This is a genomic window from Streptomyces shaanxiensis, from assembly GCF_039537145.1.
Classification (GTDB): Bacteria; Actinomycetota; Actinomycetes; order Streptomycetales; family Streptomycetaceae; genus Streptomyces; species Streptomyces shaanxiensis.
Window position 1 is genome coordinate 321,873 of sequence record NZ_BAAAZY010000010.1, and the last position, 23,315, is coordinate 345,187.

Here is a 23,315-nt window from a genome sequence, read left to right on the forward strand (position 1 = left end):
GACGTTAGTGGCCTCGGCGCACCTGGTCCATGGGCAGCCACAGAACGGTGTCGGCGGTGGTCGAGGCCTTCTGGCCGGTGGTGGCCCGTGCCGCGGCCCCGATCTCGGCGTCGCCGAGCGCCCGGTTCCACACATGGACGTCGTCGATCGCGCCGGTCAGGAAGGCCCGGCTGTCCATGCGCTGGCCGACGTGCACGCCGAACGGCGAGTTGCGGCTGACCGAGCCGGCCACGTCCGCGGTGCTGATCGCCGTACCGTCGAGGAACAGCGTCAGCCGTCCGCCGCCGCGCCGCAGCGCGAGGTGGTGCCACTGCCCGTCGTTGCGGGCGCCGTCGAACCACACGGACGCGGTGCGCACGGTCCGGAACCCCTCCCGTGTGGTGATCAGGGCGCGCACCCGGTCGTTGTCGGGCTCGCCGCGCAGCCAGATCTGGGGCTGGGTGGTGCCGATCCCGCCCATCCACAGGAAGGGCTGCTCGCCACTGGTGGCCGAATACCGGAAGAACAGCGAAGCCGTGAAGTCCCCAGTCCCGAGCGGGAGTCGGGAGCGGTACGGCAGACGTACGGCGTCGTCCGTGCCGTCGAACTCCATGGCGTTGCCGAACACGCCGCCGGTCGTGCGCGCGCCGCCGAGCACGGTCGCGCGGGGAGCGCCCGGGGCGAGGTCGGGGGTGGTCGGGTCGGGGGCGCGGCGCGGGCCGAGCCAGTCCTGGTCGAACCGGGCGAAGCGGATCTCGTCGCGTGCGTCGACGGCGCCGCCCTCGTACATCAGGCCCACCGTGGACGCGTCGATGTCGACCATGTCCGAGTAGCCCGACCAGTCCGTGGTGACGACCTTGCCGCGGTCCACGCTCTCCCAGGTGTTGCCGCCGTCGTAGGAGGACCGGACCATCATCGTCCGCCGGCGGTCCGGGTCGGCGGGCGCGGACAGCAGCATGCGGTTGCCCAGGCGCAGCGTGGCGCCCTGGACCTGCGGCGTGTACAGGTCCGGCAGGCCGCGGAAGGGTCCGGTGAAGCTGTCGCCGCCGTCGCGGCTGGTCGTCTGGGAGCGGTGCCCGAGGTCGGAGCCGTCCTGTTCCCGGCCGCTGATGATGATCGTGCCGTCCGTGCGCTCGCTGAGGGTCACCTCGGACGGCTTCTGCCGGAAGGTGCCGTCGGCGGCGGCGATGGGCCAGGAGTCGATGGCCCCGGCCCGCCAGGTGTCGCCGCCGTCGTCGCTGACGATGAGGGCGGCGTGGTTGGCGGAGACCCGACTGCCGTTCCACGTCTCGGTGTTGACGCCGAAGACGAGGCGCCCGGCGTGCTTGCCCTTGGTGAGCTGGATGCCGTGCACGGGGCCGGTGGCGTACCAGGAGTTCCAGTCCGCCGGCAGTATCTGGTCGCTCAGATCGCGCGGGGTGGACCAGGTCCTGCCGTCGTCGTCGCTGTACTGCAGATAGGGCGAGCGATCACACGGCACGGAGCAATTTCCGCTGTCCGTACGGCCCGTGTTGTACGTCTCCGCCAGCAGGATGCGGCCGGTCTCGCGGTCCACGATCGGCGCGGGGTTGCCGTGCGTGTCGCCGCCGCCGTCGTTGACGACCTGGAGCGGGCCCCAGGTGCGGCCGCCGTCGGTGGACCGCTTGAGCACGATGTCGATGTCGGCGGCGTCGCCGCAGTTGAGCACCCGCCCCTCGGCGAACGCCAGCAGGGTGCCGTCCTTGGTCTTCACGATCGCCGGGATGCGGAAGCAGGCGTAGCCGGGGTCCTGGTCGGCCCTGAAGAGGATCTGCTGCTCGAACACCGGTGTCCGGGTGGTGGATTGGGATTGAGCCGGACTTTGGGACTGCGCCGGACCTAAGGTCGCGGCCGTCGCCGTGGTGGCGACGGCCGCGACGAGGGCAGCTCTGAGACGTGCGCGAACTCTTGACGGCATGGTGCGGCCCGCCCCTTCGTCGTCTGGTCATGCGTCCAGGCATCTGAACATTCGGACATCCCACGTCCAAAGTGCGCATCACAGACGTTAGTTGGGCTATCGCACGCATCACAAGAACCGTGCACGTGTCACATCACGGATGGAGTACTACTTTCCCTCGGTTGCTCCGCGCCTCGATCACCGCATGCGCCTCGGCCGCCTCCTCCAGCGCGAACTCCCCGTGCACGGCGGGCTTCACGACCCCCTCGGCGAACAGCCTCCACAGCTCCTGCCGCCACCGCTCGTACAACTCGGGCTCCCCGCGCGCGATCCGCGCCATCTGGAACCCGACGACGGACTTGGCCCCCACGAGAAGGTCGTACGCCTCGATGGTGCCGCCGCCCGAGCTGTACGCCACGAGGCGCCCGCCCGGGCCGAGCGCGGTGAGGGCCGGCGTGAGCAGGTCGCCGCCGACCGCGTCGAGGACGTAGTCGACGGGTCGCCCCCAGCTGTCGTCCGCGTAGACGACGACGTCATCGGCGCCGAGGGAGCGCACGAAGCCCGCCTTGGCCGGATCGGACACGGCACCCACGACCCGCCCCGCACCCCGTGCTCGCGCGAGTTGCACGGCGAGATGGCCGACGCCGCTCGCCGCCGCGGTGACCAGCGCCGCCTCCCCGCGCTCGGGCCGGGCTGCCGCCAGCGCGCCGAGTGCGACCAGGCCGCTGCGGACCAGGGCGACCGCGTCGACGGCCGAGGCGCCGTCAGGGACGGGGGAGGCCATGGTCTCCAGCAGCGGTGCGAAGTCGGCGTACCCGTGCCCGAAGCACAGCCCCGTCACCCGGTCGCCGACCCGGAACCGGCTGATGCCTTCGCCGACGGCCGCGACCTCCCCGGCGATCTCGCCCCCGAGCGCGACCGGCTCGGCCGCCTCGGTGACCTTGCGCACCACGGGGAGCGTGACGCCGACCGCCTCGCAGCGGACGAGGAGTTCGCCGACGGCCGGCTCGGGGACGGGGGCCTCCTCCACGAAGAGCGGGCCGCCCGGGGAGTCGTAGCGGACACGACGCATTGACCACACCTCCAGAACGTTGGGGATCCCAACGATAGGCTCGAATCATTGGGAGGTCCAACGACTTTCGGCTAGGCTGCCGTCCATGCCCGAAGCCCCCCTCCCCGCGATCCGCTCCCTCCCCAGCTGGCTGCTCGGCCGTGCGGCGGCCCGCGGCCGGGCCCTGGTGGCCGAGGCGCTGGCGGCGGAGGGCATGAAGATGTGGCACCACGTGGTGTTGTCCGCCGTCCGTGACCTCGCCCCGGTCGCGCAGGCGGATCTCGGCCGCAGCGTCCAGCTGGACCCCAAGGACCTGGTCGGCATCCTCAACGACCTGCAGTCCGCCGGCCTCGTCGTTCGCGAGCCGGATCCGAACGACCGCCGCAAGAACGCGGTGTCCCTCACCGGCGAGGGCGGACGCCTGCTGAAGCGGTGCGAGAAGGCGGCGCGCGAGGCCAACGACGCGCTCCTCGCCCCGCTCTCGGCGGCCGAACGCGACCGGTTCATGGACCTGTTGATCCGGATTTCCGGTACGCAGCGCTGACGGCGGATAACGTTCCGTCATGACCGCACCGCTCGCGCTCGAACCCGCCCGCACCGCCCTCGTGCTCGTCGACCTGATGGACCGGATCGTCGCGCTGCCCCTGGAGCCCCGCAAGGGGACCGAAGTCCTGCTGACCTGCGAGGAGTTGGCGTCCACCTTCCGCTCGGCGGGAGCGACCGTCGTCCTCATCCGCGTCGAACGCCCCGGCGCCGAGCAGCCGCCCGGCAGCGGGCTGGTGGCAGGGCTGCTCAAGGACGGCGACATCGAGATCGTCAAGCGCACGATCGGCGGCTTCCAGGGCACGGGCCTGGACGAGCGCCTCCGCGAACGAGGGCTCACCACCCTGGTGTTCGCCGGCATCGCCACCAACCTCGGCGTCGAGTCCACCGCCCGCGCGGCCGCCGACCTCGGTTACGACCTGGTCTTCGTGGAGGACGCGATGACGGCGTTCACGGCGGCCGAGCACGAGGCGTCGGTTCGGCTGGACTTTCCGAGGCTGGGGTCGGTGGCGCAATCCACGGGGGTGGGCTTCGTAAACGGCTGACAGTCGGGCCTTCGGCCCTACCGGAGAGGGCGAAAATCACGACGGGACCCCAACCCGGCGCAGGGGGCGCTCCCCGCCGATCGGGGCCCCGCCGCCGTGTCGCGGGGAGCCTGTCAGGCCTGGGCGGCCGCGGTCCGCAGGGCCAGCCGGTGTTCGCCCGCGTACACGTTCATGGAGCTGCCCCGCAGGAAGCCCACCAGCGTCAGCCCCGTCTCCGCGGCCAGATCCACCGCCAGGGAGGAAGGCGCCGAGACCGCCGCGAGCACCGGGATCCCCGCCATCACGGCCTTCTGGGCGAGCTCGAAGCTGGCCCGCCCCGACACCAGCAGGATCGTCCGGGACAGCGGCAGGTTTCCGTGCTGCAGGGCGCGGCCGACCAGTTTGTCGACCGCGTTGTGCCGGCCCACGTCCTCCCGTATGTCCAGCAGCTCGCCGTCCTCGGTGAACAGGGCCGCCGCATGCAGACCCCCGGTCCGGTCGAAGACCCGCTGGGCCGCGCGGAGCCGGTCGGGGAGGACCGCGAGCAGGTCGGGGTCGAGCCGGACCGGGGTGCCCTCGCCGTCGTCGATGGGCCAGCGGGCCGTCGTACGGACCGCGTCCAGCGACGCCTTGCCGCACAGGCCGCACGAGGACGTCGTGTACACGTTGCGTTCGAGCGTGATGTCGGGGATCACCACCCCCGCGGCCGTCCTCACGTCCACCACGTTGTACGTGTTCGAGCCGTCCGCCGTCGCGCCCGCGCAGTAGACGATGTTCTGCAGGTCCCCCTGGTCGGCCAGCACGCCCTCGCTCACCAGGAAGCCCGCCGCCAGCGCGAAGTCGTCGCCCGGGGTGCGCATGGTGATCGCCAGCGGCTTGCCGTTGAGCCGGATCTCCAGTGGTTCCTCGGCGACGAGCGTGTCCGGCCGGGTGGAGACCGCCCCGTCCCGGATCCGGATCACCTTGCGTCGTTCCGTGACTCGTCCCATGTCCCGATCAGTCCCGTCAGTCCCGGTTCTGTACGTGCTGGTAGCCGAAGCGGCCCTTGATGCACAGGTTGCCGTGGGTCACCGGATTGTCGTGCGGTGAGGTGACCTTCACGATCTCATTGTCCTGCACGTGCAGGGTGAGGTTGCAGCCCACACCGCAGTACGCGCACACCGTGGTCGTCTCGGTCTGCCGGGCCTCGTCCCACGTACCCGCCGCCCGCATGTCGAACTCGGACTTGAAGGACAGGGCCCCCGTCGGGCACACCTCGATGCAGTTCCCGCAGTACACGCATGCCGAATCGGTCAGCGGGGCGTCGTGCTCCACCGCGATCCGCGCGTCGAACCCCCGCCCGGCCACGGAGATGGCGAAGCTGTTCTGCCACTGGTCACCGCAGGCGTCCACGCACTTGTAGCAGAGGATGCACTTGTCGTAGTCGCGCACGTACAGCTCGTTGTCGACCTTCGGTTCCTCGTTGAGCCGCGCCGCGTCCGGGCCGAAGCGGTCCGGTTTCGCCTCGTACTCCTTGATCCACCCGGCGACCTCCGGGGTCGTCGACAAGTCGACCGACGAGGCGAGAAGCTCCAGGACGATCTTGCGACTGTGCCTGGCCCGCTCGGTGTCGGTCTTCACCTCCATGCCCGCCTCGGCCTTGCGCGAGCAGGCCGGGACGAGCGTCCGCGACCCCTCGACCTCGACGACACACACGCGGCATGCGTTCTTGGGCCGCAGCGTGTCCCCCTGGCACAGGGTCGGGATGTCCTTCCCCGCGGCTCGGCAGGCATCGAGGATCGTGGAGCCCTCCGCCGCGCGCACGGGCTCCCCGTCGATGGTGAACTCCAGCAGCCGGCGCGGGATCCCCAGCGGTACCACGGTCATTCGTACGCCCCCAGACGGTCGATGGCGGATTCCACGGCGTTCCACGCGGTTTGTCCCAGACCGCAGATCGAGGCGTCCCGCATCGCGCGGCCGACCTCCCTGAGCAGGGCGATGTCATAGGCGGCCGCCGCACCCGTGCGCTCCACGATCCGGTGCAGCGCCTCCTCCTGCCGCACGGTCCCGACCCGGCACGGCACGCACTGCCCGCACGACTCGTCACGGAAGAACTCGGCGATGCGCAGCAGCAGCCGGGGCAGCGGGACGGTGTCGTCGAAGGCCATGACCACGCCGGAGCCGAGGGTCGTGCCGGCCTCCCGCGTGCCTTCGAAGGTGAGGGGAATGTCCACCTCGTCGGGCCGTACGAAGCCACCCGCGGCGCCCCCCAGCAGCACCGCCCGCAGCCCCTCCCGCACCCCGGCCAGCTCCAGCAGCTCGCCCAGCGTCGCGCCGAAGGGGAGCTCGTAGATGCCGGGCCGCGCCACACTCCCGGACACGCAGAACAGCTTCGGCCCGGTGGAGCGCGCCGTGCCGATCGCGGCGTACGCCGGTGCTCCCATGGTCAGGATCGGCAGCACGTTGACCAGCGTCTCCACGTTGTTCTCCACCGTGGGCTTGCCGAACAGGCCCTTCTCCACCGGGAACGGCGGCTTCGAGCGCGGCTCGCCCCGATACCCCTCGATGGAGTTGAAGAGAGCCGTCTCCTCGCCGCAGATGTACGCCCCCGCGCCTCGCCTGATCTCGATGTCGAAGGCGTATCCCTGGCCGAGGACGTCGTCCCCGAGCAGCCCACGCGCGCGTGCCTGCGCGATGGCGTGCTCAAGGCGCCCCAGCGCACGGGGGTACTCACCGCGCAGATACAGGTAGCCCTTGTGGGCGCCCGTCGCATACGCCGCGATCGTCATCGCCTCGACCAGCGCGTACGGGTCGCCCTCCATGATCACGCGGTCCTTGAAGGTGCCCGGCTCGGACTCGTCGGCGTTGCAGACGAGGTAGTGGGGGTGGTCGGGCTGCGACGCCGTGGCCTGCCATTTGCGGCCGGTGGGGAAGGCGGCGCCGCCGCGCCCGACCAGGCCGGAGTCGGTGACCTCGCGGATCACTCCGGCGGGGCCCAGCTCGAAGGCCCGGCGCAGGGCGGTGTAGCCGCCGTGGGCGCGATAGTCGTCCAGCGACGACGGGTCGACGACTCCCACCCGGCGCAGCAGGATCAGCTCGTCGCCGCCCGCCTGGGGAACCGCCAGTGCCGCGGACGGCTCCTCGGGCGCCGAGTCCGGCGTGCTCGCGGCGAGGACGGCGTCGTGCACGGTCGCCGGTGCCGAGACCGCCGTACGCACCGGGTCCCCGGCCTTGATCGCGAGCGCCGCCGGAGCCCGTTCGCACAGGCCCAGGCACGGACTGCGCTCCACCGACACACCACTTCCGAGCCCCAGCCGCGCCTCGATCCCGGCGCACAGCTCGCTCGCTCCGGCCGCCGCGCACGCGAGGTCGGTGCAGACGTGGAGCACGGTGGCGGGGCGGGGCTTGACCGAGAACATCGCGTAGAAGGTGGCCACCCCGTACGCCTCCGCCGGCGGCACCGTCAGCCGCCGGCACAGGTAGTCGAGGGCGCCCTCGCTGATCCAGCCGATCCGGTCGTTGATCGCGTGCAGCCCCGGCAACAGCAGGTCGCGGCGGTCCCGGGCCTCGCGGCCGCCCCTGGCCCACCTGAGGTCGGCGTCGGATCGGTCGGCGCCCTCCCAGGAGGACTCCGGCGGGCCCAACAGGGCGTCGACGGCGGCCCGTTCGTCGTCCGTCGGCTTGCTGTCGCCGAAGTGCAGGTCCACTTACGTCACCTCACGATGGTCGCGACGGGGAGCTTCTCGATCCGGATCGCCGACGCCTTGAACTCCGCCGTCCCCGCGATCGGGCAGTTCGCCTCGATCGTCAGCTGGTTGGTGTCCACCTCGTCGGGAAAGTGCATGGTCATGAAGGCGAGCCCCGGCCGCAGCGCCGTGTCGACCCACACCGGCGCGACGACCGACCCGCGCCGCGAGCTCACCTGGACCTCCTCGCCGACCACGACCCCGTACCGCTCGGCGTCCTCCGGGCACAGCTCGACGTACTCGCCGCGCCGCAGCGGAGAGGCGAAACTCCCGCTCTGCACACCGGTGTTGTAGGAGTCGAGGCGCCGCCCGGTGGTGAGGCGGATCGGGTACTCCTCGTCGGTGAGGTCGACCGGCGGATCGTGCTGGACGATCCCGAACGGCGCCGGCGTCCCGCGCTCGGCCGGGTCCGTCTCCCACAACCGGCCGTGCAGATAGGTCGGTTCTAGTTGTTCGGTGCTCGGACACGGCCACTGGATGCCCTGGTGCTCCTCCAGGCGTTCGTACGTCATCCCGTAGTGGTCCGGGGAGACCGAGCGCAGTTCGTTCCACACCGCCTCGGCGTCCGCGTACTTCCACTCGTGGCCGAGCCGCGCCGCCAGCTCGCAGATGATGTCGATGTCCTCGCGGGCCTCGCCGGGCGGCGTGACCGCGCGGCGCACCCGCTGAACCCGCCGCTCGCTGTTGGTGGTCGTGCCGTCGGTCTCGGCCCACCCGGCGGTGGCGGGGAGGATGACGTCCGCCAGCTCGGCCGTCTTCGTCAGGAAGATGTCCTGGACGACGAGGAAGTCCAGCTGCCGCATGCGCCGTACGGCCTGCTCGCTGTCCGCCTCCGACTGCGCCGGGTTCTCGCCGATGCAGTAGACGGCCTTGAGCGAGCCCTCCTCCATCGCCTCGAACATCTGCGTGAGGTTGAGGCCGTAGTGGGGCTGGATGACGGTGTTCCACGCGGACTCGAACTTCAGCCGGCTGTCGGGGTCGAGGATGTCCTGGAAGCCGGGCAGGCGGTTGGGGATCGCGCCCATGTCGCCGCCGCCCTGCACGTTGTTCTGCCCGCGCAGCGGCTGGAGCCCGGAGCCGTAGCGCCCGACATGGCCGGTCAGCAGCGACAGGTTGATCAGCGCGCGGACGTTGTCGGTGCCGTTGTGGTGCTCGGTGATCCCGAGGGTCCAGCACAGCTGGGCCCGCTCGGCGCGGGCGTAGGCGTGCGCCAACTCCCGTATGGCGGCGGCCGGAACGCCCGTCACCTTCTCGGCCAGCGACAGCGTCCACGGCTCGACGAGCGCCTTGTACTCCTCGTAGCCGCTGGTCGCCCGCTCGATGAAGGCCTCGTTCGCCAGCCCCGCGTGGATGATCTCGCGGCCGATCGCGTGCGCCATCGGGATGTCGGTGCCGACGTTGAGCCCCATCCAGCTCTCCGCCCACTCGGCGGTGGAGGTGCGGCGCGGGTCGACGGCGTACATGCGGGCGCCGCCCCGGATCCCCTTCAGTACGTGCTGGAAGAAGATCGGGTGCGCGAAGCGGGCGTTGGAGCCCCACATCACGATGACGTCGGTGTGCTCGATCTCCTCGTACGAGGAGGTGCCCCCGCCCGAGCCGAAGGCCGCCGACAGGCCGGCGACGCTGGGGGCGTGGCAGGTGCGGTTGCAGGAGTCGACGTTGTTGGTGCCCATGACGACCCGGGCGAACTTCTGCGCCACGTAGTTCATCTCGTTCGTGGCCCGGGCGCAGGAGAACATGCCGAAGGCGTCTCGGTTGCGGGCCAGACCCTCGGCCGCGCGGTCCAGGGCCTCCTGCCAGCTCGCCTGTCGGAAGGGTTCGTCGCGGGAGTCGCGGACGAGCGGGTGGGTCAGCCGGGTGTAGTTCTTCGGAGTACGGTCGCGTTTCCTCATGCGGCGCTCCTCATGCGGCGCTCCTCAGCGCGAGCAGGTCCGAGATGGCGTGCACGGTGCGCAGGGTGGGCACCGGCACGCCGGTGATCTCCGCCAACTCGACGACCGCCGCGAGGAGTACGTCGAGTTCGAGCGGCTTGCCACGCTCCAGGTCCTGGAGCGTGGAGGTGCGGTGGTCGCCGACCCGCTCGGCGCCCGCGAGCCGGCGCTCGATGGAGACGCCGACCTCGCAGCCGAGGGCCTCGGCGACCGCGAGCGTCTCGGTCATCATGATCTCGATGACCTTGCGGGTGCCGCCGTGCAGGCACATCTGCCGCATGGTGGCGCGGGCGAGCGCGCTGATCGGGTTGAAGGAGATGTTGCCGAGCAGCTTGAGCCAGATGTCGTTGCGCAGGTCGGGTTCGACCGGGCACTTCAGGCCGCCGGCGATCATGGCCTCGCCGAGGTCCGTACAGCGCTTGGACACGCTGCGGTCGGGCTCGCCGATGGAGAACCGGGTGCCTTCCAAGTGCCGTACGACACCCGGGCCTTCGAGCTCGGTCGCGGCGTAGACGACACAACCGACGGCCCGTTCGGGCGCGAGCACCGCACTGACCGCGCCGTCCGGGTCGACACTCTCGATGCGGTGGCCGTCGTACGGGCCGCCGTGCCGGTGGAAGTACCACCAGGGGATGCCGTTCTGGGCGGCCACGACCGCTGTGGTGTCGTGCAGAAGGGGCTCGATCAGCGGCCCGCACGCCGCGTACGAGTTGGCCTTCAGCCCCAGGAAGACGTAGTCGACCGGGCCGATCTCGGCCGGGTCGTCGGTCGCGTGGGCGCGGGCGGTGAAGTCGCCGCGCGGACTGAGCACCCGCACTCCGTGCCGCCTCATGGCCGCCAGATGCGGTCCACGGGCTATGAGGTGCACGTCGGCGCCCGCGCGATGCAGCGCGGCTCCGACGTAGGCGCCGATGGCACCGGCGCCGAGGACTGCAACTTTCACTTCGGAACGCTCCGTTCGGTCGAGGGAGTACCGCGGAGGTGGCTGGGAAGCAGTGTTCGGTCAGGTCGAATCTCGTCGACTGAATATTGTCTACAGTATGGATAAGGGGTCAGCAAGGGGTCGCGCACGGCGTTCGGCCAGGCTTTACGCACGGCCTCGGCGCGTCATCCCGTACGGCGTTCGACCGTTCGTCGCGCCCGGCATACCGTTCATCGCATACGGTCGACGCGCCGCCTTCTCAACTGCCGCGCCGCTCCCTACCGTTCGGGATCATGAGTCCCCCTGTCGCACCCGCGGGATGGAGCCGCTGGCTGGTTCCGCCCGCCGCTCTGTCTGTCCATCTGTCCATCGGCCAGGCCTATGCGTGGAGCGTGTTCAAGCCCTCGCTCGAATCCGCGCTCGGCCTCAGTGGCACGCAGAGCGCGCTGCCCTTCCAGCTCGGCATCGTCATGCTCGGCCTGTCGGCCGCGTTCGGCGGCACGCTGGTGGAGCGCAACGGCCCGCGCTGGGCCATGACCGTCGCCCTGATCTGCTTCTCGTCCGGCTTCCTGCTCTCCGCGCTGGGCGCGGCGACCGAGCAGTACTGGCTGATCGTCCTCGGCTACGGCTTCGTCGGCGGTATCGGTCTCGGCATCGGCTACATCTCGCCTGTCTCGACACTGATCAAGTGGTTCCCGGACCGGCCCGGCATGGCCACCGGCATCGCCATCATGGGCTTCGGCGGCGGCGCGCTCATCGCCTCGCCCTGGTCGGCGCAGATGCTGGAGTCGTTCGGCAGCGACAGCTCCGGGATCGCCATGGCGTTCCTGGTGCACGGACTGTCGTACTCCGTGTTCATGCTGCTCGGTGTGCTGCTGGTCCGGGTGCCGCGTACCGAGAAGCCGGTCGGTGGCGGTCCCAGCGCTTTCGACGGGCCGCAGGTGTCCGCCCGTAACGCCGTGCGCACGCCGCAGTTCTGGTGTCTGTGGGTCGTGCTCTGCATGAACGTGACCGCCGGCATCGGCATCCTGGAGAAGGCCGCGCCGATGATCACGGACTTCTTCAAGAACACCTCCACGCCGGTGTCGGTGTCCGCGGCGGCCGGGTTCGTCGCACTGCTGTCGGCGGCCAACATGGCGGGCCGTATCGGCTGGTCGTCGACGTCCGACCTGATCGGGCGCAAGAACATCTACCGCCTGTACCTGGGCGCGGGCGCGCTCATGTACGGGCTGATCGCGCTGGCCGGCGACTCGTCGAAGCCGCTGTTCATCCTGTGCGCGCTGGTGATCCTGTCCTTCTACGGGGGCGGCTTCGCGACGATCCCCGCCTATCTGAAGGACCTCTTCGGGACCTATCAGGTGGGTGCCATCCACGGCCGGCTGCTCACCGCCTGGTCCACGGCCGGGGTCCTCGGACCACTGATCGTGAACTGGATCGCCGACCGGCAGGAGGAGGCCGGCAAGGACGGCTCCTCCTTGTACACGATGTCCCTGTTCATCATGATCGGGCTGCTCGCCGTAGGCTTCGTCGCCAACGAACTCGTCCGGCCGGTCCACCCCCGCCATCACATTCCCGCCCCGGAGTCGAAGGAGAAGGAGGCCGCCGATGTCCAGCGACAGCAGTCCGCCTAGCGGTCCGCCCAGCCGACGGGGGCTGATCGCCTTCGCCTGGGTATGGGTGGGGGTGCCGCTCGCCTACGGGGTCTACGAACTCGTGCAGAAGGCGACGCAGCTGTTCACCGGCTAGGTGTTCGGAATTTGTTCGGGCGTCCGAGGGTCTGATGGAAGCTGACAACACGGGCGCCCGATTCCTGTGGCATCACGTGCCGTCGTACCCGTGAGTCACTGATCAGACTGGTGAATCCCGCTACCCGAGGCCCGAGGGGATCACCAACGATGAACGGCTCGCGCATCGCCGCAGTCGGCCACTACCAGCCCGCCAAGGTTCTCACCAACGAGGACCTGGCGGGCATGGTCGACACCAGTGACGAGTGGATCATGAGCCGGGTGGGTATCCGCACGCGCCACATCGCCGGCCCCGACGAGCCCGTCGACGAGCTGGCCGCGCACGCCGCCGCCAAGGCCCTCGCGGCGGCAGGTCTCGCACCCGGCGACATAGACCTGGTCCTGGTCGCCACCTCCACCGCCATCGACCGCTCCCCGAACATGGCGGCCCGGGTCGCCGCCCGGCTCGGCATCCCGTCGCCCGCCGCGATGGACCTCAACGTCGTCTGCGCCGGCTTCACCCACGCCCTGGCCACCGCCGACCACGCCGTCCGCGCGGGCGGCGCGGCGCGGGCCCTGGTGATCGGCGCCGACAAGATGTCCGACGTCACCGACTGGGGCGACCGTACGACCTGTGTGCTGGTCGGCGACGGGGCGGGCGCGGCCGTCGTGGAGGCGTCCGAGGAGGCCGGGATCGGGCCGGTGCTGTGGGGCTCGGTGCCCGAGATGGGGCACGCCGTGCGCATCGAGGGGCAGCCCGCGCGGTTCGCGCAGGAGGGGCAGAGCGTCTACCGCTGGGCGACGACGCAGCTGCCGGCCATCGCCCGCCGGGCCTGCGAGCGGGCGGGCCTCGCGCCCGAGGACCTCGCCGGGGTCGTCCTGCACCAGGCCAACCTGCGCATCATCGAGCCCCTCGCGGAGAAGCTCGGCGCGGTCAACGCCGTGGTCGCGCGCGATGTCGCGGAGTCCGGGAACACCTCGGCGGCGAGCATTCCGCTGGCGCTGTCCAAGCTCGTGGAGCAGGGGCGGATCTCGACCGGGGACCCGGTGCTGCTCTTCGGGTTCGGCGGGAACCTGTCCTACGCGGGGCAGGTCGTGCGCTGCCCCTGACGCCGCGGGGAAGGGCCTTGTGACGCCTCGATGACGGACCGTGTGACGCGGTCAACTCCCCGTTTCCCTGGCCTTTGTGCGCCGTAGACTGTAGACGAAAGACAATCGATACTGGCTTTCCAGTGACGACCGGCTACGGGATGCAGTCGTCCGGCGTTCGCCCAGGAGGGGAACCGATGTTGTCGACAGGACTACCGCAGGGTGCGGTGCCCAAGCTCGAACGGCCCGGCCCGCTGCGCGACCGCGTCTACGAGGCGCTGCTCGAACTCATCACGACCCGGGCGCTCCAGCCCGGCCAGCACCTGGTCGAGAGCGAACTGGCAGGTCACCTGGGCGTGTCGCGGCAGCCGGTGCGCGAGGCGCTGCAGCGGCTGAACACCGAGGGCTGGGTCGATCTGCGGCCCGCGCAGGGCGCGTTCGTGCACGAGCCGACGGAGGAGGAGGCCGACCAGCTCCTCACCGTCCGCACCCTCCTGGAGGCCGAGGCGGCCCGCCTCGCCGCCGCCCACGCCGACAGCGCCGGCATCACGGCCCTGGAACAGCTGTGCGCGGAGGGCGAGAAGGCCGTCGCCGCCGACGACGTGGACGCGGCCGTCGCCCTCAACGCCCGCTTCCACGCGAAGATCATGGAACTCGCGGGCAACGCCGTCCTCGCCGAACTCGCGGCCCAGGTCGACCGCCGCGTGCGCTGGTACTACACACCCGTCGCCCGTCAGCGCGGCCACCAGTCCTGGATCGAGCACCGCGGAATGATCGTCGCGATCAACGACCGGGACGAGGACCGTGCCACGCAGCTGATGCGGGAGCACACGGAGCACACGCGGGCGTCGTACCACGCACGCCAGAGGTCATAGAGCCGAGAGGGTCGCGTCTTTCAGAACGCGTCCGCGTGCGCTCGGGCCCACTGCTCGAACGTGCGCGGTGCCCGCCCCGTGATCTCCCGCACCGTCGGCAGCACCACGGACTCGTCCAGGATCCCGTCCACGAAGAAGCGGAAGAACGCGTCGACGTACGGGGCCGGGAAGTGGGCTCCCATCGCCGTGCGCGCCTCCTCGTCGGTGAGGCCCACGGTGCGCAGTTCCCGGCCGAGCGTCTCGCCGAGGATGCGGACGCGGTCGGCGGGCAGCAGGGCCTCGGGCCCGGTCACCGTGTGGACGCGGCCCTCGTGTCCGGGCGAGCGGAGGGCATGCGCGGCCACGTGGGCGATGTCGTACGGATCGATGTCCGCCGTGCGCACGCCGGGGAACGGTACGCGCACCTCGTCGCTCTTGCGGATCTGGTCCGCCAGGGCCGACGCGTTGGACATGAAGCTCACGGGCCGCACGAAGGTCCACGACAGGCCGGACGCCCGCACCTCCGACTCGGCCGCCCGCAGGTAGCGCGTGACCGCGTTGTCGTCGTCGACCTCGGCCGACTTCCCGGACAGGAGCACGACGTGCTCCACGCCGGCCGCAAGCGCGTCGGCCAGGATCTGCCGCTGCCCGCCGTAACCGGGCATCAGGAACAGGCCCCGTACGCCGTCGAGCGCGGCCCGCACCGTCTCGGGCCGGTTGAGATCGCCCGCGACGGCCGTCACCCCCGGCGGCAGCCCCTCCGCCCGGCCGGCACGGCTCAGCGCACGTACCGGCTCCCCGGCCTCCGCCAGCGCCCGCACGAGCTCCGCACCCACGTTGCCCGTGGCACCCGTCACCAGAAACACGCGGTCCCCCTCTCCCCGTTCCGGGCCCCGGCGGCCCCGGGGCCGAGCCCATCCTGCGGGGCCCGGGCCGATGGCACCAGGGCACCGCAGGGCTTTGTCCTGTGAGTGGAGAAAGTTGACGGCAATCTCTGCGCAACTTCTTCCCAGTCCCGACGACCGCTGCTACGTTCCCCTCGAAAGCAGGCCGCGGAAGTGGCCGAAACCCGGCGCGCTCAGGCCGATTGAGGCGGGGAGGGGCTCGTGAGACGCATGACGGCGCGACCCGCGAACGCCCATCAGGCCAAACTGCTCAGGCTGTTGCGCGACGGCGGACCCAACTCCCGTGCCCAGCTGGGCGATCAGATCGACCTCTCGCGGTCCAAGCTGGCCGTGGAGGTGGACCGCCTGCTGGAGACGGGCCTGGTCGTGGCCGACGGACTCGCCGCCTCACGCGGTGGGCGCCGTTCCCACAACATCCGGCTCAACCCCGGGCTGCGCTTCCTCGGCGTCGACATCGGCGCGACCTCGGTCGACGTCGCCGTCACCAACGCCGAACTGGAGATCCTCGGACATCTCAACCAGCCCCTGGACGTCCGCGAGGGCCCGGTCGCGGTCTTCGAGCAAGTCCTGTCCATGGCGGCGAAGTTGAGGGCCTCCGGGCTCGCGGAGGGGTACGACGGCGCCGGCATCGGTGTCCCGGGACCGGTCCGCTTCCCCGAAGGCGTCCCGGTGGCTCCGCCGATCATGCCGGGCTGGGACGGCTTCCCCGTGCGGGAGGCGCTCAGCCAGGAACTCGGCTGCCCGGTCATGGTCGACAACGACGTGAACCTCATGGCGATGGGGGAGCAGCACGCGGGCGTCGCACGCTCCGTGGGCGACTTCCTCTGCGTCAAGATCGGCACCGGCATCGGCTGCGGCATCGTCGCGGGCGGTGACGTGCACCGAGGTGTCACGGGCAGCGCGGGCGACATCGGGCACATCCAGGCCGTGCCCGACGGCCGCCCCTGCGCCTGCGGCAACCGGGGCTGTCTCGAGGCCCACTTCAGCGGGGCGGCCCTCGCCCGGGACGCCGTGGAGGCGGCCCAGCAGGGGTTGTCGGAGGAACTCGCCTCGCGGCTGGACGCGAACGGCACCCTGACCGCCGTCGACGTCGCCGCCGCGGCCGCCGCGGGCGACGCCACCGCCCTCGACCTGATCCGCGAGGGCGGCAACCGCGTCGGCCAGGTCATCGCCGGACTCGTCAGCTTCTTCAACCCCGGCCTGGTGGTGATCGGCGGCGGGGTGACCGGCCTCGGCCACAACCTGCTCGCCGCGATCCGCACCCAGGTCTACCGCCAGTCGCTGCCCCTCGCGACCGGCAACCTGCCCATCGTCCTTGGCGAGTTGGGCCCCACCGCCGGAGTCATCGGCGCGGCCCGCCTCATCAGCGACCACCTGTTCTCACCCGCGTAAGTCACCGGCTCGACACGGCTCACCGGCACGACCCGTTCCCTGCTCTGCCCTGCCTTGCCCTTGCTCCGCCTTGCCCTGCCCCCGCTCCGCCCGATCTGCCCTGCTCTGCCCTGAAACCGGCCCGCACGCCCGCCAAGGGGACCTCATGGCACCAGAACCACCGCTGCTCAGCATGTCCGGCATCACCAAGTCGTTCCCCGGAGTCCGCGCCCTCGACGGTGTCGACCTCGACGTCCAGGCCGGTGAAGTGCACTGCCTGCTCGGCCAGAACGGCGCCGGCAAGTCCACGCTCATCAAGGTCCTGGCCGGCGCCCACCAGCCCGACACCGGCACGATCCACTGGCGCGGCGAGGCGGTCACCCTCCGCTCGCCGATCGCCGCGATGCGCCTGGGCATCGCCACCATCTACCAGGAACTCGACCTGGTCGAGCACCTGTCGGTGGCCGAGAACGTCCACCTCGGCCATGAACCCACGGCCGCCGGTTTCGTCGTACGCGGAAAGGCCGCACGCGCATCAACCGCGCAGCTTCTCAAGCGACTTGGGCACCCGGAGATCGACCCGGCCCGCCTCGTCGGGGAGCTGTCGGCGGCGCAGCAGCAGATCGTGTCCATGGCGCGGGCGCTCTCCCACGACGTACGGCTGATCGTGATGGACGAGCCGTCCGCCGCCCTCGACCCGGACGAGGTCGACAACCTCTTCCGCATCGTCGGCGACCTCACCGCCGCCGGCGTCGCCGTCGTCTACATCTCGCACCGGCTGGAGGAGATCCGCCGGATCGGCGACCGGGTGACCGTGCTGAAGGACGGGCGGGCCGTGGCGGGCGGGCTGCCGGCGAAGACGACGCCGACACGCGAGGTCGTGGCGCTGATGACGGGGCGCAACGTCGAGTACGTCTTCCCCGAGCGGCCGGAGAAGGACGCGGCTGCGGCCGGGAAGCCGCTTCTGGAGGTGCGGGGACTCGCCCGGGACGGTGAGTTCGAGCCCCTCGACCTGGCCGTACGGCCCGGCGAGATCGTCGGGCTCGCGGGGCTGGTGGGCTCGGGGCGGTCCGAGATCCTGGAGACGATCTACGGCGCCCGCAGGCCGACCTCCGGTCAGGTCCTCGTGGACGGGCGGGCGCTGCGGCCCGGCAGCGTACGGGCCGCCGTTCGCGCCGGGCTGGGCCTCGCCCCCGAGGAGCGCAAGGCTCAGGCGCTGCTGATGCTGGAGTCCGTCACCCGCAATGTGTCGGTGTCGTCCATGTCCCGCTTCTCGCGCGGCGGCTGGATCGACCGCGCCGCCGAACTGCGGGCCGCGCGGGCCGCTACGCGTGAGCTGTCCCTGCGCCCCGACAACCCGTCCGCGCCGGTGCGCACCCTCTCCGGCGGCAACCAGCAGAAGGCCGTCCTGGCCCGCTGGCTGCTGCGCGGCTGCCGCGTCCTGCTGCTCGACGAACCCACCCGCGGCGTCGACGTCGGAGCCCGCGCCGAGCTGTACGCGGTGGTCCGCCGCCTGGCCGACGAAGGCCTCGCCGTCCTGCTGGTCTCCAGCGAAGTACCCGAAGTGCTCGGCCTCGCCGACCGCGTCCTGGTGCTGCGCGAGGGCCGTGTCGTGCACACCGCACCGGCCCGTGAACTCGACGAACACCGCGTACTCGACCTCGTCATGGAAGGAAGCCCGGCGTCATGACGCAGCACGCCTCCCCGCCCCGGGACAGCACCGACAAGGTGCCGTCGGCCGGTCAACCGCCCGCCTGGCGGGGCCTGATGGCCCGCGCCGACGTGCGCACCCTGTCCCTGCTCGGCGTCCTCGCCGCGCTGATCCTCATCGGCGGCATCACCAAGCCGGACGAGTTCCTGGACACCCGCAACCTCCAACTCGTCCTCACCCAGGCCTCCGTGATCGGCGTCGTCACCGTCGGCATGACCTTCGTGATCATCTCCGGCGGCATCGACCTGTCCGTCGGCGCGATCGTCGCGCTGGCCTCGGTATGGGCGACGACGGTCGCGACCCAGGAGTACGGCTTCGCCGGCATCCTCTTCACCGCGGTGATCGTCGGTGTGGGATGCGGCCTGGTCAACGGGATGCTGATCGCTTACGGCGCGATGGTCCCGTTCATCGCCACGCTGGCCATGCTGGCGTCCGCGCGCGGTCTGGCCCTCCAGATCACCGACGGCAAGACGCAGATCGTCACCATCCCCTCGGTACTCGACCTCGGCGAGCGCGACGCATACGTCCTAGGTATCCCGCCGCTGGTCATGGTGTTCGCGGTCGTGACGGTCATCGGCTGGCTGGTCCTGAACCGCACGACCTTCGGGCGGCGCACGGTCGCCGTCGGCGGAAACGCGGAGGCGGCCCGCCTCGCCGGCATCGACGTACGCCGCCAGCGGCTCTACCTCTACCTGCTGTCCGGACTGTGCTGCGGCATCGCCGCCTTCCTGCTGATCATCCTGTCCGGCTCCGGTCAGAACACCAACGGCAACCTCTACGAACTCGACGCCATCGCGGCCGCGATCATCGGCGGCACGCTGCTCACCGGGGGCCGCGGCACCATCGTCGGCTCCGTGCTCGGCGTCCTGATCTTCACCACGATCACCAACATCTTCGCCCTGAACAACCTGCAGAGCGACGTCCAGCAGATCGCCAAGGGCGCGATCATCGTCGCCGCCGTGCTGGTCCAGCGCCGTACCGCGAGCACGACCTGAGGAAAGGGTTCACCGCCATGCCAGAGCCGACCGATTTCACGAGTCGCTTCACCAGTCGCAGAGGGCTGCTCTTCGGGACCGCCGCCGTAGGTGCCGGTGCCCTCCTCACGGGTTGCACGAGCAACGAGTCCAAGGACGAGCCGGCCGCGAACGACCAGCCGGCCGCCGAGGACAAGCCCGGCAAGCAGGTCACCATCGGCTTCGCCGGACCGCAGGCCGACCACGGCTGGCTCAACGCCATCAACGACAACGCCAAGAGCCGGGCGAAGAAATACTCCGACGTGACATTGGAGATCACCGAGGGTTCCAACGACACCGCCGCCCAGATCGGCCAGATCGAGACGCTGATCAACAAGAAGGTCGACGTGCTGGTGGTGCTGCCCGCCGACGGCAAGGCGCTCACCCAGGTCGGGCTCAAGGCGATGCGGGCGAACATCCCGGTCGTCAACCTCGACCGGATCTTCAACACCCCGCAGGCCTACCGCTGTTGGATCGGCGGCGACAACTACGGGATGGGTCTCAACGCCGGGCACTACATAGGCGAGAAGCTCAAGGGGAAGTCGAACGCCACGGTCATCGAACTGGCCGGGCTGGACAACCTGGAGCTGACCCAGCAGCGCACCAAGGGCTTCGACGACGCCCTGAAGAACTACCCCAACATCAAGAAGGTGGCCCGCCAGGCGGCCGAGTTCACGGTGGAGTCCGGCCAGGCCAAGATGGCCCAACTCCTGCAGGCCCAGTCGAAGTTCGACGCCCTGTGGAACCACGACGACGACCAGGGCGTGGGCGCGCTGCGGGCCATCGAGCAGGCGGGGCGCGACGACTTCCTGATGGTCGGCGGCGCGGGCGCGCTGTCCGCGTTCCAGGCGATCAAGCAGGACGACGGCGTCCTCAAGGCCACCGTCCTGTACCCGCCGACCATGGCCGCGTCCGCCATCGACCTGGCCCGTGCGCTGGGCCAGGGCAAGGGCGTCAGCGGCATGGCCGAGTTCGAGATCCCGGCCTCGATCACGCTCTACTCGGCGGTCGTCGACAAGGACAACGTCGACCAGTACATGTCCACCGGCTTCAAGTGAGGCGCACCCTGCCCGACGGGGCCGAGACGTCCGTCGGGCAGGGCTGGGAGCGTTCTGTGGATCGAGCCGGACTGGGCTGCGGGTAGGTCTGGGCGGGCCGAGGTCGTCGTACGGCTTGGGTCGCCGGACGGGCTGAGGGCGCCGGACTGGCCGAGGCCGGCATACGGGCCGGGGTCCCGCGAGGCTCCGGCACTGGCCGGCGTCGTAGCAGCGGCCGGCTGATGCCGTAGCGCGGGCTGTGGCCGCATGTGGACCTTGGCTGCGACGTCGGCAAGGTTCGCGGGTCGGACAGCCGGGTCCGGACGACGGACAGGCAGGTTCGTGGGACGGGCAGCCAGGGTCGTGCGACGGCCGGGCAGGTTCGTGTGACGGCCCCGGTCGGGTTCGTGTGACGGCCGGTCAGGCCCGTAGGACGGCAGCCAGGTCCGCACGGGCAGCCCGGTCCGTACGGCGGAGCCAGGTCCGCACGGGCAGTCCGGTCCGTACGGCGGAGCCAGGTCCGTACGACGGCAGCCAGGCCCGTACGACGGACGGCGAGATCCGCAAGACGCTCCCCAACCCCCCACCGCGGCACGACGACGAGGAGGACCATCGCATGGGACAGCCGCAGCAGCCCGACGAGGCCGAGGCGGACGCAGGGGCCATGACCACCGAGCCGGGTGTGCCCGGGGCCACGGCCACGGTCGGGAGCAGGGCCGATGTGTCCCGGTCGGCCGGACCCGCCGCGAAGCCACCGCTGCGCGTCGGCATGGTCGGCTACGCCTTCATGGGCGCCGCCCACTCCCAGGGCTGGCGCACCGTCGGCAGCGTCTTCGACCTGCCCCGCAGCCCGGTACTCGCCGCGATCTGCGGGCGGGATGCCACCGCCGTGCGTGCGGCGGCCGACCGGCACGGCTGGGCGGCGGCCGAGACCGACTGGCGTGCGCTGATCGAACGGGACGACATCGACCTCGTCGACATCTGCACCCCTGGCGACAGCCATGCCGAGATCGCGCTCGCGGCGCTGGCCGCAGGCAAGCACGTCCTGTGCGAGAAGCCCCTCGCGAACAGCGTCGAGGAGGCCGAGGCGATGACGGAGGCGGCCGAAGAGGCGTACCGGCGTGGCCAGTTGGTGATGGTGGGCTTCAACTACCGCCGGGTGCCCGCCACCGCGCTGGCCCGCACCATGGTCGCCGAGGGCCGACTCGGCAGCCTGCGCCATGTGCGGGTGACGTACCTTCAGGACTGGCTCGTGAACCCCGAGTTCCCGCTCACCTGGCGGCTGCGCAAGGAGCTGGCCGGCTCGGGCGCGCTCGGCGACCTGGGCGCGCACATCGTCGACCTCGCCCAGTACCTGGCGGGGGAGCGGCTCACCGGGGTGTCCGCCCTGACGGAGACCTTCGTGAAGGAACGCCCGCTGCCCGGCGGGGCCGTGAAGGGTTTGTCCGCGGCGGCGGCCGAGGGCGCCACCGGACAGGTCACCGTCGATGACGCCGCCCTGTTCACCGGCCGCTTCCCCTCCGGCGCCCTCGCCTCCTTCGAGGCCACCCGCTACGCCACCGGCCGCAAGAACTCCCTGCGCATCGAACTCAACGGCTCGGACGGCTCGATCGCCTTCGACCTGGAGCGGCTCAACGAGCTCGCCTACCACGACGGCACGGAACCGGGCACGCATGCCGGCTTCCGCCGCATCCTCGTCACCGAACCCGACCACCCCTACCTGGACGCCTGGTGGCCGCCGGGTCACGGCCTCGGCTACGAGCACACCTTCGTCCACCAGGCCCGCGACCTGGTCCACGCCATCGCGGAGGGCCGCCGGCCCGAACCCTCCTTCGCCGACGGGCTGCAGGTGCAGCGCGTGCTCGCGGCGGTGGAGGAGAGCGCCGAGAAGAACTCCGTCTACACCCCCATAGCGGTCTGAGGAGGCTGACGCGCGATGCCGCGTACGTTCACGCTGTTCACCGGCCAGTGGGCCGACCTGCCGCTGGAGGAGGTCTGCCGGCTCGCCCGTGACTTCGGCTACGACGGGCTCGAACTCGCCTGCTGGGGCGATCACTTCGAGGTCGACAAAGCCCTCGCCGATGCGTCGTACATCGACTCCCGGAAGGCCCTGCTCGACAAGTACGGCCTCAAGTGCTGGGCGATCTCCAACCATCTGGTCGGCCAGGCGGTCTGCGACGCCATCATCGACGAACGCCACCAGGCCATCCTGCCGGGCGAGGTGTGGGGCGACGGAGAGGCGGAGGGGGTCCGCCGGCGCGCCGCGGCCCGTATGAAGGACACCGCGCGGGCCGCGGCCGCCTTCGGCGTCGACACGGTGATCGGCTTCACCGGCTCCGCCATCTGGCACCTGGTCGCCATGTTCCCGCCCGCCCCCGAGTCGATGATCGAGCGCGGCTACGACGACTTCGCGTCCCGCTGGAACCCCATCCTGGACGTCTTCGACGAGGAGGGCGTGCGGTTCGCGCACGAGGTCCATCCCAGTGAGATCGCCTACGACTACTGGACGACCTGGCGTGCCCTGGAAGCCGTCGGGGGCCGTCCCGCCTTCGGCCTGAACTTCGACCCCTCCCACTTCGTGTGGCAGGACCTCGACCCGGTCGGCTTCCTCTGGGACTTCCGCGACCGCATCTACCACGTCGACTGCAAGGAGGCCCGCAAGCGACTCGACGGCCGCAACGGCCGTCTCGGCTCCCACCTGCCCTGGGGCGACCCGCGCCGGGGCTGGGACTTCGTGTCGGCGGGGCACGGCGACGTCCCCTGGGAGGACGTCTTCCGCATGCTGCGCTCCATCGACTACCAGGGCCCGATCTCCGTCGAGTGGGAGGACGCCGGCATGGACCGGCTCCAGGGCGCCCCCGAGGCGCTGACCCGTCTCAAGGCGTACGACTTCGAGCCGCCGTCGGCCTCGTTCGACGCGGCGTTCGGCGGCAACGACTAGGACCGCTCCATGAGTTCCGGGGTGACGGCGCATCCCGGCGTACCGCACCCGCACGTACAACCGGCCCCTTCTGGAGGCAC

Annotated in this window: 21 protein-coding genes; 12 read left to right on the top strand and 9 right to left on the bottom strand. The window is 71.0% G+C overall.

Annotated features, from left to right (window positions below):
- Positions 1 to 4: 4 nt before the first annotated feature.
- Positions 5 to 1,915 (bottom strand): exo-alpha-sialidase, encoded by a 1,911-nt coding sequence (locus tag ABD932_RS15540; RefSeq protein ID WP_345012948.1) that lies wholly within the window; start codon positions 1,913 to 1,915, stop codon positions 5 to 7.
- A gap of 133 nt (positions 1,916 to 2,048) precedes the next feature.
- Positions 2,049 to 2,966 (bottom strand): quinone oxidoreductase family protein, encoded by a 918-nt coding sequence (locus ABD932_RS15545; RefSeq protein WP_345012950.1) that lies wholly within the window; start codon positions 2,964 to 2,966, stop codon positions 2,049 to 2,051.
- A gap of 85 nt (positions 2,967 to 3,051) precedes the next feature.
- Between ABD932_RS15545 and ABD932_RS15550 the strand changes: the two genes are divergently transcribed.
- Both ABD932_RS15550 and ABD932_RS15555 read left to right on the top strand, forming a co-directional pair.
- A complete protein-coding gene (locus ABD932_RS15550; RefSeq protein ID WP_345012952.1) occupies positions 3,052 to 3,489 on the top strand; it encodes a MarR family winged helix-turn-helix transcriptional regulator in 438 nt (145 codons plus the stop codon).
- Positions 3,490 to 3,508: 19 nt separating this feature from the next.
- On the top strand, positions 3,509 to 4,033 hold the full coding sequence (locus ABD932_RS15555; RefSeq protein WP_345012954.1) for an isochorismatase family protein: 525 nt from the start codon (positions 3,509 to 3,511) through the stop codon (positions 4,031 to 4,033).
- Between the two features lie 113 nt (positions 4,034 to 4,146).
- Here ABD932_RS15555 and fdhD read toward each other — a convergent pair whose 3' ends face one another.
- From fdhD to ABD932_RS15580, 5 genes are read right to left on the bottom strand one after another with little or no spacing between them, the layout of a single operon-like run.
- Positions 4,147 to 5,001, bottom strand: a complete 855-nt coding sequence (fdhD, locus tag ABD932_RS15560) for a formate dehydrogenase accessory sulfurtransferase FdhD (protein ID WP_345012956.1) — start codon at positions 4,999 to 5,001, stop codon at positions 4,147 to 4,149.
- 16 nt (positions 5,002 to 5,017) lie between these two features.
- Positions 5,018 to 5,878 carry a 2Fe-2S iron-sulfur cluster-binding protein gene (locus ABD932_RS15565; protein ID WP_345012957.1) on the bottom strand — a complete coding sequence of 287 codons (861 nt, stop codon included), beginning with the start codon at positions 5,876 to 5,878 and terminating at the stop codon, positions 5,018 to 5,020.
- Positions 5,875 to 7,698, bottom strand: coding sequence for an NAD(P)H-dependent oxidoreductase subunit E (locus ABD932_RS15570; protein WP_345012959.1), 1,824 nt, complete (start codon positions 7,696 to 7,698; stop codon positions 5,875 to 5,877). Before ABD932_RS15570 ends, ABD932_RS15565 begins: the two co-directional genes overlap by 4 nt.
- 5 nt (positions 7,699 to 7,703) lie before the next feature.
- Positions 7,704 to 9,629: a molybdopterin oxidoreductase family protein gene (locus ABD932_RS15575; protein ID WP_345012961.1), complete on the bottom strand. Its 1,926-nt coding sequence runs from the start codon at positions 9,627 to 9,629 to the stop codon at positions 7,704 to 7,706.
- Positions 9,630 to 9,639: 10 nt separating this feature from the next.
- A complete protein-coding gene (locus ABD932_RS15580; protein WP_345012963.1) occupies positions 9,640 to 10,611 on the bottom strand; it encodes a 2-dehydropantoate 2-reductase in 972 nt (323 codons plus the stop codon).
- A 272-nt stretch (positions 10,612 to 10,883) separates the two neighbouring features.
- On the opposite strand from ABD932_RS15580, the gene ABD932_RS15585 reads away from it, so the two are divergent.
- The 4 genes from ABD932_RS15585 to ABD932_RS15600 all read left to right on the top strand — a co-directional run bounded on the left by ABD932_RS15585 (position 10,884) and on the right by ABD932_RS15600 (position 14,278).
- On the top strand, positions 10,884 to 12,221 hold the full coding sequence (locus ABD932_RS15585) for an OFA family MFS transporter (RefSeq protein WP_345012965.1): 1,338 nt from the start codon (positions 10,884 to 10,886) through the stop codon (positions 12,219 to 12,221).
- Positions 12,196 to 12,336, top strand: a complete 141-nt coding sequence (locus ABD932_RS15590; protein ID WP_250088895.1) for an MFS transporter small subunit — start codon at positions 12,196 to 12,198, stop codon at positions 12,334 to 12,336. Before ABD932_RS15585 ends, ABD932_RS15590 begins: the two co-directional genes overlap by 26 nt.
- A gap of 149 nt (positions 12,337 to 12,485) precedes the next feature.
- A complete protein-coding gene (locus ABD932_RS15595) occupies positions 12,486 to 13,424 on the top strand; it encodes a beta-ketoacyl-ACP synthase III (protein WP_345012968.1) in 939 nt (312 codons plus the stop codon).
- Between the two features lie 176 nt (positions 13,425 to 13,600).
- A complete protein-coding gene (locus ABD932_RS15600; RefSeq protein ID WP_345012970.1) occupies positions 13,601 to 14,278 on the top strand; it encodes a GntR family transcriptional regulator in 678 nt (225 codons plus the stop codon).
- Positions 14,279 to 14,298: 20 nt separating this feature from the next.
- Here the strand turns inward: ABD932_RS15600 and ABD932_RS15605 are convergent, their stop codons facing one another.
- The gene (locus tag ABD932_RS15605; RefSeq protein WP_345012972.1) at positions 14,299 to 15,123 is read right to left on the bottom strand and encodes an NAD(P)H-binding protein; all 825 of its coding nucleotides are present in this window, start codon (positions 15,121 to 15,123) and stop codon (positions 14,299 to 14,301) included.
- A gap of 249 nt (positions 15,124 to 15,372) precedes the next feature.
- Between ABD932_RS15605 and ABD932_RS15610 the strand changes: the two genes are divergently transcribed.
- The 4 genes from ABD932_RS15610 (at position 15,373) to ABD932_RS15625 (ending at position 20,315) form a co-directional block, all read left to right on the top strand.
- The gene (locus ABD932_RS15610) at positions 15,373 to 16,554 is read left to right on the top strand and encodes an ROK family transcriptional regulator (protein WP_345014408.1); all 1,182 of its coding nucleotides are present in this window, start codon (positions 15,373 to 15,375) and stop codon (positions 16,552 to 16,554) included.
- A gap of 145 nt (positions 16,555 to 16,699) precedes the next feature.
- Positions 16,700 to 18,223, top strand: coding sequence for a sugar ABC transporter ATP-binding protein (locus tag ABD932_RS15615; protein ID WP_345012974.1), 1,524 nt, complete (start codon positions 16,700 to 16,702; stop codon positions 18,221 to 18,223).
- Positions 18,220 to 19,239 (top strand): ABC transporter permease, encoded by a 1,020-nt coding sequence (locus tag ABD932_RS15620; protein WP_345012976.1) that lies wholly within the window; start codon positions 18,220 to 18,222, stop codon positions 19,237 to 19,239. Before ABD932_RS15615 ends, ABD932_RS15620 begins: the two co-directional genes overlap by 4 nt.
- 17 nt (positions 19,240 to 19,256) lie before the next feature.
- Positions 19,257 to 20,315, top strand: a complete 1,059-nt coding sequence (locus tag ABD932_RS15625) for a substrate-binding domain-containing protein (protein WP_345012978.1) — start codon at positions 19,257 to 19,259, stop codon at positions 20,313 to 20,315.
- Positions 20,316 to 20,714: 399 nt separating this feature from the next.
- Here ABD932_RS15625 and ABD932_RS15630 read toward each other — a convergent pair whose 3' ends face one another.
- A complete protein-coding gene (locus tag ABD932_RS15630; RefSeq protein ID WP_345012980.1) occupies positions 20,715 to 20,861 on the bottom strand; it encodes a hypothetical protein in 147 nt (48 codons plus the stop codon).
- Positions 20,862 to 21,063: 202 nt separating this feature from the next.
- Between ABD932_RS15630 and ABD932_RS15635 the strand changes: the two genes are divergently transcribed.
- Both ABD932_RS15635 and ABD932_RS15640 read left to right on the top strand, forming a co-directional pair.
- Positions 21,064 to 22,215, top strand: a complete 1,152-nt coding sequence (locus ABD932_RS15635; RefSeq protein WP_425587481.1) for a Gfo/Idh/MocA family protein — start codon at positions 21,064 to 21,066, stop codon at positions 22,213 to 22,215.
- A 15-nt stretch (positions 22,216 to 22,230) separates the two neighbouring features.
- Positions 22,231 to 23,235 (top strand): sugar phosphate isomerase/epimerase family protein, encoded by a 1,005-nt coding sequence (locus ABD932_RS15640; RefSeq protein WP_345012985.1) that lies wholly within the window; start codon positions 22,231 to 22,233, stop codon positions 23,233 to 23,235.
- The last annotated feature ends 80 nt before the right edge of the window (positions 23,236 to 23,315 follow it).

Bases quoted from the DNA above. Each gene is read 5' to 3' on its own strand.
- ABD932_RS15600 (WP_345012970.1), top strand. From the start codon at position 13,601: ATGTTGTCGACAGGACTACCGCAGGGTGCGGTGCCCAAGCTCGAACGG.
- ABD932_RS15545 (WP_345012950.1), bottom strand. From the start codon at position 2,966: ATGCGTCGTGTCCGCTACGACTCCCCGGGCGGCCCGCTCTTCGTGGAG.
- ABD932_RS15575 (WP_345012961.1), bottom strand. From the start codon at position 9,629: ATGAGGAAACGCGACCGTACTCCGAAGAACTACACCCGGCTGACCCAC.
- ABD932_RS15550 (WP_345012952.1), top strand. From the start codon at position 3,052: ATGCCCGAAGCCCCCCTCCCCGCGATCCGCTCCCTCCCCAGCTGGCTG.
- ABD932_RS15640 (WP_345012985.1), top strand. From the start codon at position 22,231: ATGCCGCGTACGTTCACGCTGTTCACCGGCCAGTGGGCCGACCTGCCG.
- ABD932_RS15625 (WP_345012978.1), top strand. From the start codon at position 19,257: ATGCCAGAGCCGACCGATTTCACGAGTCGCTTCACCAGTCGCAGAGGG.
- ABD932_RS15590 (WP_250088895.1), top strand. From the start codon at position 12,196: ATGTCCAGCGACAGCAGTCCGCCTAGCGGTCCGCCCAGCCGACGGGGG.
- ABD932_RS15540 (WP_345012948.1), bottom strand. From the start codon at position 1,915: ATGCCGTCAAGAGTTCGCGCACGTCTCAGAGCTGCCCTCGTCGCGGCC.
- ABD932_RS15615 (WP_345012974.1), top strand. From the start codon at position 16,700: ATGGCACCAGAACCACCGCTGCTCAGCATGTCCGGCATCACCAAGTCG.
- ABD932_RS15585 (WP_345012965.1), top strand. From the start codon at position 10,884: ATGAGTCCCCCTGTCGCACCCGCGGGATGGAGCCGCTGGCTGGTTCCG.
- ABD932_RS15595 (WP_345012968.1), top strand. From the start codon at position 12,486: ATGAACGGCTCGCGCATCGCCGCAGTCGGCCACTACCAGCCCGCCAAG.
- fdhD (WP_345012956.1), bottom strand. From the start codon at position 5,001: ATGGGACGAGTCACGGAACGACGCAAGGTGATCCGGATCCGGGACGGG.
- ABD932_RS15610 (WP_345014408.1), top strand. From the start codon at position 15,373: ATGACGGCGCGACCCGCGAACGCCCATCAGGCCAAACTGCTCAGGCTG.
- ABD932_RS15555 (WP_345012954.1), top strand. From the start codon at position 3,509: ATGACCGCACCGCTCGCGCTCGAACCCGCCCGCACCGCCCTCGTGCTC.
- ABD932_RS15565 (WP_345012957.1), bottom strand. From the start codon at position 5,878: ATGACCGTGGTACCGCTGGGGATCCCGCGCCGGCTGCTGGAGTTCACC.
- ABD932_RS15635 (WP_425587481.1), top strand. From the start codon at position 21,064: ATGGTCGGCTACGCCTTCATGGGCGCCGCCCACTCCCAGGGCTGGCGC.
- ABD932_RS15620 (WP_345012976.1), top strand. From the start codon at position 18,220: ATGACGCAGCACGCCTCCCCGCCCCGGGACAGCACCGACAAGGTGCCG.